This window comes from Fulvivirga ulvae (assembly GCF_021389975.1).
GTDB classification, from domain to species: Bacteria; Bacteroidota; Bacteroidia; order Cytophagales; family Cyclobacteriaceae; genus Fulvivirga; species Fulvivirga ulvae.
This window is the reverse complement of record NZ_CP089981.1, coordinates 6,016,188-6,030,053: the sequence shown is the minus strand read 5'-3', so window position 1 is coordinate 6,030,053 and position 13,866 is coordinate 6,016,188. Positions and strand designations below refer to the sequence as shown.

Sequence of the window (13,866 nt, the reverse complement as noted above, 5' to 3'; positions counted from 1 at the left end):
AGAGGTTGCATTAAAAGTGAGTTAATTAACCAAAAAAGCCTGTTGCTTTATGCAACAGGCTTTAGTATTAATAGAAAATAGTCCTTATTATTTAAATGCAGGAATGCCAGTAATCTCTGCACCGAGTATGAGCAGGTGTATATCATGAGTACCTTCATAAGTCACAACGGACTCAAGGTTCATCATATGGCGCATCATAGGGTATTCGCCGGTAATGCCCATACCTCCGTGTATTTGTCTTGCTTCACGGGCAATGTTTAGAGCCGTCTCTACTGAATTTCTTTTCGCCATGGAAATTTGGGCTGTAGTGGCTTTGCCTTCTTCCATCATCTTGCCCAGTTTCCAGTTCAGCAGCTGAGCTTTAGTGATTTCTGTTAGCATTTCCGAGAGCTTCTTTTGTACCAGTTGGAACGAGCCTATAGGCTTGTCAAATTGGATTCTCTCCTTTGAATATCTTCTGGCTGAATCATAGCAGTCCATGGCAGCACCAATGGCACCCCAGGCGATGCCGTAACGGGCAGAATCTAGACACATCATGGGAGCTCCTAACCCGCTTTTGCCGGGAAGCAGATTTTCTTTAGGAATCTTAACATTATCAAAAACCAACTCACCTGTACAACTGGCTCTTAACGACCATTTGCCATGCGTTTCAGGAGTGCTAAATCCTTCCATACCACGCTCTACGATCAGTCCATGGATACGACCTTCTTCATCCTTGGCCCAAACCACCGCTATATCGGCTTTTGGTGAATTGGAGATCCACATTTTTGCCCCATTGAGAAGATAGTGGTCTCCCATGTCTTTAAAGTTAGTCACCATTCCGCTTGGATTGGAGCCATGGTCCGGTTCGGTAAGTCCAAAGCATCCCAGCCATTCTCCCGAAGCCAGCTTTGGTAAATATTTCTTGCGCTGCTCTTCTGAGCCAAATTTATAAATTGGATACATTACCAACGACCCCTGTACCGATGCTGTGGAGCGCATACCAGAGTCGCCACGCTCAATCTCCTGCATGATTAAACCATAGGAAATATAATCAAGGCCACCGCCACCATACTCCAGGGGAATTGTAGGGCCGAACGCTCCCACATCACCAAATTTCCTGACAATCTCATATGGAAAGTGCGCATTTTGGCACCATTCTTCGATGTATGGAGATATCTCTTTTTTTACAAAATCCCTGATTGAGCCCCTGATTAACTTGTGCTCTTCTGTCAACAGGTCATCTATCTGGTAAAAATCCGGAGATTCAAATAAGTCGTTGGAAGATTTACGTTTCGCTTCTCCTTGTGCGGTATTAGTCGTCATCAATTATCTATAATTTGGGTTATTCAGTTTTAAGTTTCAAATTTACGCAACATTTAAAGATTTACCATTGATTAAGGGGCAATTTCGGCGTTATTTCTTTTTTAAAACGTTTGAAATTGATGTCTGTTATTGGGTAAATGCCAAATAATTTGTATTAAAAACTGCTTATAAAAGTCTATGAATAAATCGGAAATTGATCCCAAAATTCTGGAGCAAATAAAGAAGCTTGAAGAAAAATATGAGGTAATGGGTCAGGACCTCTCTTCCTACCTCGATGGACTGCTGTATTCTGACTATCTGACCTATTGGGATTATATTCATCTGGATACACTTTTGAGTCTGCAAAACCCTAAAACAGGCTTGAAAGATGAGATGATTTTTATAGCCTACCACCAGCATACCGAGATATTCTTTAAACTTATTCTCTGGGAAATAGACCAGATATCTGCAGAAACAGACATTACAGAGGAATTCTTTTTGATAAAGCTGGAGCGGATAAACCGCTACTTCGGTATACTAGAAGACTCTTTTTCGGTAATGATAGATGGTATGGACAGAGATCAGTTTCTCAAATTCAGGATGTCACTACTGCCTGCCAGCGGTTTTCAATCTGCACAATACCGCAAAATTGAAATTTGCTCTACAAGTCTTTACAACCTTGTGGAGTATGATTCCAGGGCAAAGCTATCTGCGGATGATGCTGCCGAGATACTTATGGATAAGATCTATTGGAAAAGGGGTGCAACAGAACTGGCTTCTGGGAAGAAAACACTTACACTTAAGCAATTTGAGGAAAAATACCTGGATGAGTTCATTAATCTGGCCCGAGAGTACAGATCAAAAAGTATTCTGGAAGTATATAGAAGAAATTTTTTAGAGTCGGATCGTAAAAATGAGATTGTAAATGCCATGCGAAAGTATGATTTGTCTGCTAATGTACTTTGGCCTTTGTCGCATTATAAATCTGCTGTTAGATACCTGCATAAAGACCCCGACGATATTGCTGCTACCGGTGGTACGAACTGGCAGAAATTCCTGCCACCTCGTTTTCAGAAAATTGTGTTTTTCCCGGAGCTTTGGTCAAAACAAGAAATTGAAGAATGGGGCAAGACCTGGGTGATGAAAGAGGTCTTTGATAAATAGACCCTCAAAGCACTCCAAAACAAGCATTTCTGCGTATATTAGGTGTAAAATATTACATTTTTTGAGATTACTGATCGCTTATATTGCTATTGGCTTTTTATGCTGTTGTCATTTTGTGTCGGCACAACACACAAGGTATACCTTTCATGATGAGGAAAAGACTCATCTGAAGGAAATTTATCATGTGAGTGACACAATAAGTAATGTGCTGGAGGGCAAATATATGTCGTACCATATTAATGGCAATATTGAGTCGAAAGGTCAGTTTACTAACAATGAGACTACCGGCGAGTGGGAATTTTACTATGAAACCGGCAAGCTTAAGATGCGGGGAGATCTTACCAACAACTCAAACAATGGCTACTGGGAGTACTTTTACGAGAATGGAAACAAAAGCATGGAAGGTGACATTAATGTGGAGCAGCGGCAGGGAGAGTGGAAAATATACTATGAAAGTGGAGCTTTAAAGGAAAAAGGCTCTTTTGTGGATAACAGAAGGGAAGGTCACTGGGTGGAATATTTTGAAGACGGTGGTATGAAAGGTGATATTAATTATGCCAATGGCAAGGGAAGGTATACCGAATATTACCCAACGGGAGAAAAGCGTGCTGAGGGCCCTAAATCAAACTCCAGGAATGTTGGTATCTGGAAATACTATTACAAAGACGGTACACTACAGGCGGAAGGCCAATACCTCAATGGAAAGAAATCCGGGCTATGGAAGTATTATCACCACAATGGCGCACTTATGGCTGTAGGAGGCTTTGAGAGCAGTGTACCTGAGGGTAAATGGATTTATTACCATGAAAATGGCGCAGTAAGCTCAAAAGGAGAATTTGTTGATGGTAAGAAGAACGGTTACTGGGGGCTTTTCTATGAGGATGGTTCTCTTAAAGGAGAGGGTAATTTTGAGCATGGAAGTGGTATATATTCAGAATACTACCAGGGAGGCAAACTGAAGGTAAGGGGGCCAATTGTAGACGGCAAGAACCATGGTTTATGGAAGTACTATTATGAAGGCGGAGATCTGGAAGGGGAAAGTAAATTTGTCAATGGGCGAGGGGAGTATTTTGGCTACTATCCGGATGGTTCCTTGCAAACTAAGGGTATCATTGAGGATGGAAAAAAGATAGGAAAGTGGGAATTATATAAGAATGACGGCTCCTTGTCAGGCTATTACAAGCCTATCTATGACAACAATCTCATCAAAAAAGAAGATCTGGAAGAAATAAACCATACCCGGAAATATGGCGTTGCGGATTTTAGGTTTAGAGGCAGAAGGTTCAGGTATTTTCAATCAAAAATCAACGAATTTCAAGGGGTAGTGGTAAATGCGAACCCTTTCTTTTCATTTATTGGCAGGGTGCCTGTGGGTATGGAGTTTTATTTACAGGAGCGTCTGGGGCACGAGTTTGAATTTGAAGGTATTCGTGACCCCTTTTTTGCGAGGGATAATGACATCCCCCTTAACGAAGTATATAGCAGGGGCTATGATATCGCCATTAAACAAAAGTTTTATAATCCCGGAGGAGAATTTGGTTTGTGGTATTTTGGTCATGAAATAAGGTTTACAAACCTAAGCCACTTTGCCAATGTAAGTCATGTACTTATCCCTGATAATGTAGTGAGGGCAAGTGCAAGTGAACAGAAAATTGAATACTCGGCATTGCTGGGTTACCGTTTAATGCAAAGTACGGTCACTTCCGGTTTTACAGCTGATGCATTTGTAAGTGTTGGCACCGGTTACAGAAGCTTTGATGTTAGCAATACCTTTGAGGAGGCATTTTCCGATCTCCCACAAAGCGAAATACCCCTGGCTTTTAATTTTGGACTCAATCTTGGTTACACCTTTTCCTTTGGAGCAAGAGGTAAGAAATAATTTTTTTAAGGATAAAAACCTTACACATTGAAAAAAACACTTGATCTCAAGTTGAAGCCCGAGGAGGCCTTTGATGAGGAAAAATTTCAGGAAATAATCAACAGAAAGCTGAAACCAGGAGCTAACACCGGTTTCAGGGTTGTTAAGCGATCCATCGATGCCCGCCAGGCTAGTGTATGGATAAGAGTACAGGTTGATGTGTATCAGAATCAGCCACTGCCCCAACTGATTAGCTATAAGAAAGATTACCCAGATGTTTCCGGGGCGAAGCAGGTTATAATTGTTGGAGCAGGTCCTGCCGGGCTATTTGCCGCCTTGCGATTAATTGAAAAGGGCATAAAACCCATTGTACTTGAAAGAGGGAAAGATGTCCGGTCAAGGCGAAGGGATCTTGCTGCAATAAACAAGGACCATACCGTAAACCCCGATTCAAATTACTGCTTTGGAGAAGGTGGTGCCGGAACGTATTCTGATGGAAAGCTTTATACAAGGTCTAAAAAAAGGGGAGACGTACAGCGTATTTTGGAAATACTGGTTGCGCATGGTGCACGACATGAAATATTGTATGATGCTCACCCGCATATTGGCACCAACAAACTCCCTCAGATAGTAACAGCCCTCAGAGAAAGTATTAATGATGCAGGCGGAGAGGTACGTTTCGACTCAAGGGTGGAGGATTTGGTGCTTTCAGGAGATGAGCTTTCAGGAGTGAAGCTGGCCAGTGGAGAGGTAATAAAAGGAGAGGGAGTAATACTGGCTACAGGACATTCGGCACGTGATATTTTTGAATTGTTAAAGTCGCGAAAGGTAGCTATTGAAGCCAAACCGTTTGCCTTGGGTGTGAGAATAGAGCATCCTCAGCAGTTAATTGATAAGATCCAATACAGCTGCGAGAATGACAGGGATCCTTACTTGCCAGCTTCGTCATACGCCCTGGTCAATCAGGCTGTGGTCAATCATACCAGGAGGGGCGTATTTTCGTTTTGTATGTGTCCGGGAGGTTTTATTGTGCCTGCAGCTACCAGTCCGGGAGAGATAGTGGTCAATGGTATGAGTCCTTCAAGACGCGATTCCCGGTTTGCTAACTCTGGTATAGTAGTGGCCGTGGAGCTCAATGACCTTAAGCACCTTGAAAAACATGGTGAAATGGCAGCTATCTACTTTCAGAAAGAAGTCGAGCAAAAGGCCTGGGCGCTTGCAGGAGGAACACAAACAGCTCCCGCTCAGAGAATGGTTGATTTTGTTGAAAACAAGGTATCATCATCCTTACCGGATACGTCGTATCAACCAGGCACACTATCAATGGATATGACTGAGATACTTCCTGGTTTTATATTAGAGAGCCTCAGGCAAAGCTTTAAGGCTTTTGGCAAGAAAATGAAGGGCTACTATACTAATGAAGCGCAGATAATAGGAGTTGAAAGCCGAACTTCATCTCCTGTAAGAATTCCCCGAAACAAAGAGACACTTGAGCATGTTGATTTGAAACGACTCTTCCCTTGCGGAGAGGGAGCTGGGTATGCCGGTGGAATCGTTTCAGCAGCAATGGATGGAGAGCGTTGCGCAGAAGCGCTGATGAGTCGGTATTTAAACGTTGAAGTATAAAACAGCCCTGAATATAAGCTGGGGCTTTTGATGAGATATGAAAAAAACAGCAATCATAGGAGCAACAACCAACCCGGGAAGATACGCTTACCTGGCCGCCCGGCTTTTGACTGATCATGGCCATGAGATAGTGCCAATAGGCATCAAACAGGGAGAAGTTTTTGATAAGCAGATACTTAATATCAAAGAAAAACCCCATGTTGAGGATGTCGATACAGTAACCCTGTACATCGGCCCTCAAAACCAACCGGAATGGTACGACTATATTCTGAGCCTGAAACCAAAGCGGATTATTTTTAACCCGGGTACTGAAAATTATGAACTGGAAAAATTAGCTCACAAGCAGGGAATAGAAACTGAAGAGGCTTGTACTTTGGTAATGCTACGCGTTGGTAATTATTAGGCAATGTTCCTTTATCGGGTGTAGGTTTCAGTAGCTTGATTGTTTTCAGTTGTACCGGAATATTTCAGTACAAGTTTATGCTGCGAAAATGACTCAACTTTGATGACGACCACCAGCTGGTCGAAATTAAGAGTAAAAATTTCTCCGTCAAATGTATACTCGTTCGTCAAAGATCCAGCCTGGCACCCATTACTATCTGTCATAGGTAACTCAAGCTTGTCATCAGCTATTACCAGCACCGGAGCTTCAGTCGGACAGATTTTAAACCCATCGCGTGTAGATGACTCCAGATACCATTTGCCCTTTAAGTCTTGGATTTCATAAAATTCTCTTCCATCATCACTATCACAGGCGTACATCAGTAAGGGGCAAAGAGCTGTGATAAGAAAACGATTAAACTGTTCCATATCTGAGTGAAATGCGTATCAAAACAAATTAACAGATCAGATTAATATATTGTTTTTTGGAGTTGGTTTTGGCTTGCTCTCAACCGGTTGCCAATCAGTAAATTATCGTGAAAACAGATATTGAAATTATATTGGAATAAGTGAATTTTTAATAGGATTTTAATAATGATGTTTTGTTAAATAAGTTGATAATAAACCTGCAAAAACCTTAAAAAAAATCATTAATTATTGTAGTTTTGGGAGACCTTAAAATACCTTGGTCCATGGAGTTTTACAGGTGGTTTTCTTTTCATCCACATTAGGGGATTCCAGTCGTTGGCGGCAGTGTTTTAATAGGATTATATAAAAGTTTATGAGCGATAAAGAAAATAAGAAAGAATATTCGGCAGGTAATATTCAGGTACTAGAGGGCCTGGAGGCAGTTAGAAAAAGACCTGCAATGTACATTGGTGACGTAGGTGTCAAGGGACTTCACCATTTGATATGGGAGGTTGTGGATAACTCGATAGATGAGGCTTTGGCGGGTCATTGTGATGTGATTTCTGTTACCATCAATGAGGATAATTCGATTTCTGTTTCTGATAATGGTAGGGGTATCCCCGTTGATATTCACACCAAAGAGAAGCGCTCGGCGCTTGAAGTAGTAATGACAGTACTTCATGCCGGTGGTAAATTTGATAAAGATACTTACAAGGTCTCAGGAGGCTTGCATGGTGTGGGTGTATCATGTGTTAATGCCTTATCTACAGACCTGAAAGCCGTAGTACATCGCGACGGAAAGATCTACGAGCAGGAATATAAAATAGGAGTGCCTCAATATTCGGTAAGAGAGATCGGATTGACTGATAAGACAGGAACCACTATTACCTTTAAACCGGACGGGAGCATTTTTACGGTTACAGAATTTACTTATGATACAGTTGCCTCAAGGCTTCGTGAGCTTGCCTACCTAAATGCAGGTATAAGTATTACCTTGCATGATATGCGTGAGTTGGATGACGACGGCAAACCTAAAAACGACTCCTTCCATTCTGAAGGTGGCCTGAAGGAATTTGTTCAGTACCTGGATAGTACAAGGGAAAAGCTGATCCCGGAGCCCATCTACATGGATAGTGAAAAGGGCGAAATTCCGGTACAGGTCGCCATGAGCTACAATACCTCATACAGTGAAAATGTAGTATCCTATGTGAATAACATCAACACTATTGAAGGAGGTACTCACGTAGCCGGTTTTAGAAGAGCTCTTACCAGAACACTCAAAGCCTATGCTGATAAATCTGGTCTGCTGGATAAAGTGAAGGTTGATATTAGCGGAGATGATTTTAGAGAAGGGCTTACCTCCGTAATCTCAGTAAAAGTGGCCGAACCTCAATTTGAGGGTCAGACCAAAACAAAGCTTGGTAACTCAGACGTAAGTGGGGCGGTAGATACGGTAGTGGGTGAAATGTTGAATAATTACCTGGAGGAAAACCCTAAGGAAGCCAAAGCTATTGTTCAAAAAGTTATTATAGCAGCCCAGGCACGTCATGCAGCTCGTAAAGCACGTGAGATGGTGCAGAGAAAAAATGTACTTAGTGGCACGGGACTTCCCGGAAAACTTGCCGACTGTTCAAATAATGACCCAACCGTTAGTGAGTTATATCTTGTGGAGGGTGACTCAGCGGGTGGTTCAGCTAAGCAGGGGCGTGATAGGAATTTCCAGGCTATTCTACCCCTGAGAGGTAAGATACTTAACGTAGAAAAAGCTCAGGAACATAAGATATATGAGAATGAGGAGATCAAGAATATGATCACTGCTTTGGGAGTAAGCTTTGGAACCGAAGATGATGAGAAGGCACTGAACATGACTAAGCTGAGATACCACAAGATCGTGATCATGACGGATGCTGATGTTGATGGTAGTCACATTCGTACCCTGATCCTTACTTTCTTTTTCAGGTATATGCATGCTTTGATTGAAAAAGGCTACGTATACATAGCTCTGCCACCCCTTTACCAGCTAAAGAAAGGAAAGGATGAACGCTATTGCTGGACGGAAGAGGAGAGAATTAAACTTATCCAGGAGATGGCAGGTGATGGTAAGGAAGAGTCGGTGGGAGTACAAAGGTACAAAGGTCTTGGAGAAATGAACCCGGAGCAGCTATGGACAACCACTATGGATCCGGAAAACCGAAGCCTTAAGCGGGTCACCATTGAGTCTGCTGCAGAAGCAGATCATTTATTCTCAATGTTGATGGGTGATGAAGTAGCGCCGCGAAGAGAGTTTATTGAGCGCAATGCCAAATACGCTAAGGTAGATATTTAAGATAGGTAAAACACCAATCTGAAAAGGGTTCTGTTGACTGGAACCCTTTTCCTGTTTTTAGAGGATAAAAACTTTTCGTGATTGGTTTTTTGTTTGAACACAGATGATTATTTTGTTCGAGATATGATGTTACCAGAAAAGATTAAAAAGCAAATAGCCCAGAGTGATTATGTCAGCAGGGATTTGAGCTGGCTCAAATTTAATGACCGGGTACTGGACCAAGCCAGGGATCCTGACAAAAGTATTATTGAAAGGTTAAGATTTTTGGCCATTACAGAATCTAATTTGGATGAGTTTTTCACAATCAGGGTAGGTAGCTTGTATAACTACCTGGACTATAACAAACCCAGAATAGACTATTCAGGTCTTAAAGAAATTCAGTTCAGGCAGGTAATTTTCACTCGTACCAAACAATTTTCTCATCAACAGCATAGTCTCTTCATGAATGAACTCATGCCTCTGTTTGAGCAGCATGACTTTTCCATTACCACTTATAAAAATTTAACAAGCGCGGAAAAAGGCAGAGTAAACAGTTACTTTGAAACGACGATTTACCCTATGCTTACGCCGATGGCATATGATAACTATCATACGTTCCCGATTCTTATATCCAACAGGTTGGTGTTTGGTGTAGTCACCAAGGCTGAGGATGGCAGTGTGGACTACAAGAAGCTATCTTTTATACAGATACCTTCGAACCTTCCTAAGTTTCTGGAAATTGAAAGAGACGAAGTTGTACACTTTGTTCCGGTAGAGGATATTATCCGCAACAACATTAAACATCTCTTTAGAAATGTGGAGGTCTTGTCCGTTAACCTCTTTAGAATAACAAGAAATGGCGATTTTACCCTGGAAGAGAGTGATGATATTGAAGCAAACTTCCTTGAAGAACTAAAGAAAAAGCTCAAAACCAGAAGAACAGGTCGTGTGGTGAGACTTGAAGTTTCAGGCAGACCGGATTCATGGATGCTTAAAGTGCTTAAGGAAAGATGGGATATTGATGATGACAATATCTTTAAAATAAAGAGGAAAAGCCTGCTGGATTTCACCGGGCTCTTACAAATTGTTAATCACCCTCAATTTAGAGATCTCAGGATGGAAATGCCTGTAGCAGTACCCCCGCTAAGCTACCCGGAAATTCACGATTACAATATCCTGGATGTGTTAAATGAACGGGATGTTTTGTTGCACCATCCTTACAATAGCATTGAGCCTGTACTTGAACTTTTGGAGAAAGCCGCTGAAGATGCAGGCGTTCTGGCAATTAAAATCACTATATACAGACTGGCTAAAGATAGCCGGGTTACAGCAGCTTTGCTTAAAGCAGCGGAAAATGGCAAGCACGTTTCCGTATTGTTTGAGGTAAAGGCACGTTTTGATGAAGAAAATAACCTCCGTGAGGCACAAAGACTGCAAAAGGCAGGTTGCTTTGTGATTTATGGTATAAGCAGCTTTAAAACCCATACCAAGCTACTACTTATTGTAAGAAAAGAAGGAGAAAAAGTAACGCGGTATGTACACCTCTCCAGTGGTAACTACAATGAATCAACATCAAAATTTTATACAGACCTTGGTTTGTTAACCACCAACGAGGTCTATGCCCATGATGTGTCCGAGTTCTTTAATGTTATAACCGGTCACTCCATGCCCAATGTATACCTGAACCTGATCACGGCCCCAAAAGATATGCGTCAGCAGCTGGTTGAGCTTATAAAGGCAGAGGCTGAAAATGCCAGAAAAGGTCTGCCATCAGGTATTGTGATCAAGATCAACTCTTTACAGGATAAGGAATCCATAGATGAGCTGTATGCAGCCTCTCAGGCGGGGGTGTCGATTAAACTGATAGTAAGAGGAATGTGCTGTTTGAGGCCGGGCCGGGCCGGGCTTAGTGAGAATATTCAGGTTATATCTATCGTAGGGCAGTACCTTGAGCATTCACGTATTTATTATTTTCATGGCAATGGTGATTCTAAAGTGTATATCGGAAGCGCAGATATGATGGTGCGTAGTTTTGAACGACGACTGGAATCTCTCTTTATGATTACGGATGATCTTCTTAAAAGGCAAATAATCAATATTTTACAATACAATCTTAAGGATAATGTAAATAGCTATGTAATGCATGAAGATGGAACTTACAGTAAAAAACATCCGGATGGTGAACCCGAATTCAACATCCATAAAGAGTTCTATAATGTTATAAGGGATACACTGTTAGATCTTGATCTGGCATTAAAAAAGCCCGGCCAAAAGAAGTTGCCTGAGGAAACCGTTGAAGAAAAAAGGTATATACCTGACCTTGATAAAAGTTAACTAGCTGAACTTGATCGTTTGCTTGTTGGTGTTGCGTTCATAGAGGTGTTGCATTATGCCATCTTTGAGGCCTACGTCAGGTACAATAATGTTTTTGGCTCCCGCCCATTCCATTACGGCTATATAAATTTCTGATGCAGGTATGATCACGTCCGCACGGTCAGGATTAAGCTGTAGTTCATTGATCCGGTCATCCATGCTTAATCCCCTGATAAATGTCTGGACCTCTTTGACTTTAGTCAGCGACATTTTATCGCCAGGAGATTTCTGGGCCAGCTCAAAAATCTTATTAATATTGCCCCCGGTACCAACCGCAGTTATCTTGTCCTTATATTCTACCATTTTTTCGGACACCCATTTTTTCATGTTTCTCCAAATAATTGGCGAATCATTATGCTCCAGCCTTCTGACCGATCCTATTTTAAAGGACCTTGATTCTACTTTCCTGCCTCCTTTAATAATAGTCAGCTCCGTGCTTCCACCACCCACATCAATATGAAGGTAGTTCTTCTTTTTATCAAGAAACGAACTAATGGCATTATTGATCAGAAGAGCTTCATTTTTACCATCAATCACCCGGATCTTTAGTTTTACATCTTCCTCAATTTCCTTTACTATTTCCATTCCGTTTTTAGATTCTCTCATGGCGGAAGTGGCGCATGCCATATAGTCGTCTACTTCATAAAGATCAATGAGCAGCTTAAAGGCTTTCATTAACTTTTTGAATTTAGCCTTTTTGGAAGGACTTATACTTCCCGTATTAAAAACATCCTGCCCCAACCGGAGAGGAAACCTTACATATTCTAGTTTTTTGAAATTCAGTTGCCCTTTGGTCCGTATCGTATTGGTCACCTGTAATCTTATGGCGTTCGATCCGATATCTATAGCTGCTAGTTTCAAATTGATGCTTTTTATACCTTGAACCAAAACTAAATAATAAAATTTAGCTATCAATTTTTCAAATTGATTTCTTTATTTAAATTAATCTTGTTCTTAGCATAATGAGGCATGTAAAGTGCTTTTTCTTGAGTTTCTTATTTTTGTGGCTGTCTACACATATATACACATAACAACCTTTTGAGTGGTATAGATTTTATCCAAGGTGAGGTTAAAAACTAAAGTCTGGCTCAAAATATTACTTTATGCCAAGTATTGCCAGATGGCAAAGAGATGTACCATCTATCTCTTTCTTTTAATTATAATAGGTGGAAAAATGATAAAACAGCTACCTTTGGATTCGATTGCAACCACTGGGATTGTCAATAGGGCCAGCAAGTAGAGGTAAGGATAAGAGTATCATTTATTTGTTGATATACCGTATAGGCCTGCAAAGGTATTTATCTCTGAGGTTCCTGATAGAATTGATATCGGTTGAGGAGATAGATGCGGTGGGTGTAATGAAAATGAGGGTTACGTTTGATAATCTGTATTTTGGAAATTATGAGGAAACCAGGGTTGCCATTGGTTTTGAGTGTTAAACTTTCAGTAAGGGTAAAATGACAATACAGGAAATACTTTCAAAGCGAATATTAGTTCTGGACGGTGCCATGGGTACCATGATCCAGCGTCATACATTAACAGAAGATGATTTTCGTGGTAAAAAATTCAAAGATCATGACCACCTTCTTAAAGGTAATAATGATCTCCTTTCAATCACCAGACCTGACATAATAAAAGATATTCATAGAAAGTATTTTCAGGCTGGTGCTGATATTGCAGAAACCAACACTTTTAGCAGTACCACCATAGCCCAGGCTGACTATCATTTGGAGGACGCTGTTTACGAAATCAACTATCAATCGGCCAGGATAGCACGTGAAGTTGCTGATGAATTTACTGCAACAGAGCCTGATAAGCCAAGATTTGTTGCCGGTTCCATTGGCCCAACAAATAAAACAGCATCAATATCGCCAGACGTTAATAACCCTGGATTTCGTGGGGTGAGCTTTGATGAACTTGCACAAGCATATAAGGAGCAGGCGAAAGCGCTTATTGATGGTGGCGTAGACATGCTGCTGGTTGAAACAGTTTTTGACACGCTAAATGCCAAAGCAGCACTTTTTGGCATATCAGCGCTTTTTGATGAGACTGGAAAAGAGATACCCGTGATGGTATCAGGTACCATTACGGATGCCAGTGGCAGAACTCTTTCTGGCCAGACCACACAGGCTTTTCTTATTTCTTTGGAGCATATGCCATTGCTCAGTATAGGCCTGAACTGTGCCTTGGGAGCAAAAGACCTCAGACCATATTTACAAGTTCTTGCAAAGGATTCTCATTTCTTTGTAAGCGCTCACCCGAATGCAGGCTTGCCTAATGAGTTTGGAGAATATGATGAAACTCCGGAGGCAATGGCCTCGCAGATAGAAGTGTTCTTGAAAGAAGGACTAATTAATATTATTGGTGGTTGTTGTGGCACTACGCCTGATCATATCAGGGCTATTGCGGAAATGGCAGCTAAATATTCACCAAGAAGTGTAGCAGAACTTGAGGCTGACTAAAAAAG

At 41.3% G+C, this 13,866-nt stretch carries 10 protein-coding genes; 7 read left to right on the top strand and 3 right to left on the bottom strand.

Annotated features, from left to right (window positions below; translation table 11 throughout):
• Positions 1 to 87: 87 nt before the first annotated feature.
• A complete protein-coding gene (locus tag LVD17_RS25240; RefSeq protein WP_233762601.1) occupies positions 88 to 1,305 on the bottom strand; it encodes an acyl-CoA dehydrogenase family protein in 1,218 nt (405 codons plus the stop codon).
• A gap of 177 nt (positions 1,306 to 1,482) precedes the next feature.
• Between LVD17_RS25240 and LVD17_RS25235 the strand changes: the two genes are divergently transcribed.
• The 4 genes from LVD17_RS25235 (at position 1,483) to LVD17_RS25220 (ending at position 6,335) form a co-directional block, all read left to right on the top strand.
• Complete coding sequence (locus LVD17_RS25235; RefSeq protein WP_233762599.1) at positions 1,483 to 2,448, top strand: tryptophan 2,3-dioxygenase family protein; 966 nt, start codon at positions 1,483 to 1,485, stop codon at positions 2,446 to 2,448.
• 61 nt (positions 2,449 to 2,509) lie between these two features.
• Positions 2,510 to 4,327, top strand: a complete 1,818-nt coding sequence (locus tag LVD17_RS25230) for a toxin-antitoxin system YwqK family antitoxin (protein WP_233762597.1) — start codon at positions 2,510 to 2,512, stop codon at positions 4,325 to 4,327.
• A gap of 27 nt (positions 4,328 to 4,354) precedes the next feature.
• Positions 4,355 to 5,932 (top strand): NAD(P)/FAD-dependent oxidoreductase, encoded by a 1,578-nt coding sequence (locus tag LVD17_RS25225; protein WP_233762595.1) that lies wholly within the window; start codon positions 4,355 to 4,357, stop codon positions 5,930 to 5,932.
• 37 nt (positions 5,933 to 5,969) lie between these two features.
• Positions 5,970 to 6,335 (top strand): CoA-binding protein, encoded by a 366-nt coding sequence (locus LVD17_RS25220; protein ID WP_233762593.1) that lies wholly within the window; start codon positions 5,970 to 5,972, stop codon positions 6,333 to 6,335.
• Positions 6,336 to 6,346: 11 nt separating this feature from the next.
• Here LVD17_RS25220 and LVD17_RS25215 read toward each other — a convergent pair whose 3' ends face one another.
• Positions 6,347 to 6,694, bottom strand: coding sequence for a hypothetical protein (locus LVD17_RS25215; RefSeq protein ID WP_233762591.1), 348 nt, complete (start codon positions 6,692 to 6,694; stop codon positions 6,347 to 6,349).
• Positions 6,695 to 7,094: 400 nt separating this feature from the next.
• Between LVD17_RS25215 and gyrB the strand changes: the two genes are divergently transcribed.
• Together gyrB and ppk1 are read left to right on the top strand one after the other, a co-directional pair.
• Positions 7,095 to 9,047, top strand: a complete 1,953-nt coding sequence (gene gyrB, locus LVD17_RS25210; protein ID WP_233762589.1) for a DNA topoisomerase (ATP-hydrolyzing) subunit B — start codon at positions 7,095 to 7,097, stop codon at positions 9,045 to 9,047.
• Positions 9,048 to 9,170: 123 nt separating this feature from the next.
• The gene (ppk1, locus tag LVD17_RS25205) at positions 9,171 to 11,360 is read left to right on the top strand and encodes a polyphosphate kinase 1 (RefSeq protein WP_233762587.1); all 2,190 of its coding nucleotides are present in this window, start codon (positions 9,171 to 9,173) and stop codon (positions 11,358 to 11,360) included.
• Here ppk1 and LVD17_RS25200 read toward each other — a convergent pair whose 3' ends face one another.
• Positions 11,361 to 12,260 carry a Ppx/GppA phosphatase family protein gene (locus LVD17_RS25200; RefSeq protein WP_233762585.1) on the bottom strand — a complete coding sequence of 300 codons (900 nt, stop codon included), beginning with the start codon at positions 12,258 to 12,260 and terminating at the stop codon, positions 11,361 to 11,363. It lies immediately after the preceding gene.
• Positions 12,261 to 12,856: 596 nt separating this feature from the next.
• Here LVD17_RS25200 and LVD17_RS25195 point away from each other — a divergent pair.
• Positions 12,857 to 13,861 carry a homocysteine S-methyltransferase family protein gene (locus tag LVD17_RS25195; RefSeq protein WP_233762583.1) on the top strand — a complete coding sequence of 335 codons (1,005 nt, stop codon included), beginning with the start codon at positions 12,857 to 12,859 and terminating at the stop codon, positions 13,859 to 13,861.
• Positions 13,862 to 13,866: the final 5 nt, after the last annotated feature.

Excerpts from the sequence above, each read along its gene's own strand:
- LVD17_RS25195 (WP_233762583.1), top strand. The coding sequence starts at position 12,857 with ATGACAATACAGGAAATACTTTCAAAGCGAATATTAGTTCTGGACGGT.
- LVD17_RS25215 (WP_233762591.1), bottom strand. The coding sequence starts at position 6,694 with ATGTACGCCTGTGATAGTGATGATGGAAGAGAATTTTATGAAATCCAA.
- LVD17_RS25235 (WP_233762599.1), top strand. The coding sequence starts at position 1,483 with ATGAATAAATCGGAAATTGATCCCAAAATTCTGGAGCAAATAAAGAAG.
- gyrB (WP_233762589.1), top strand. The coding sequence starts at position 7,095 with ATGAGCGATAAAGAAAATAAGAAAGAATATTCGGCAGGTAATATTCAG.
- ppk1 (WP_233762587.1), top strand. The coding sequence starts at position 9,171 with ATGATGTTACCAGAAAAGATTAAAAAGCAAATAGCCCAGAGTGATTAT.
- LVD17_RS25240 (WP_233762601.1), bottom strand. The coding sequence starts at position 1,305 with ATGACGACTAATACCGCACAAGGAGAAGCGAAACGTAAATCTTCCAAC.
- LVD17_RS25220 (WP_233762593.1), top strand. The coding sequence starts at position 5,970 with ATGAAAAAAACAGCAATCATAGGAGCAACAACCAACCCGGGAAGATAC.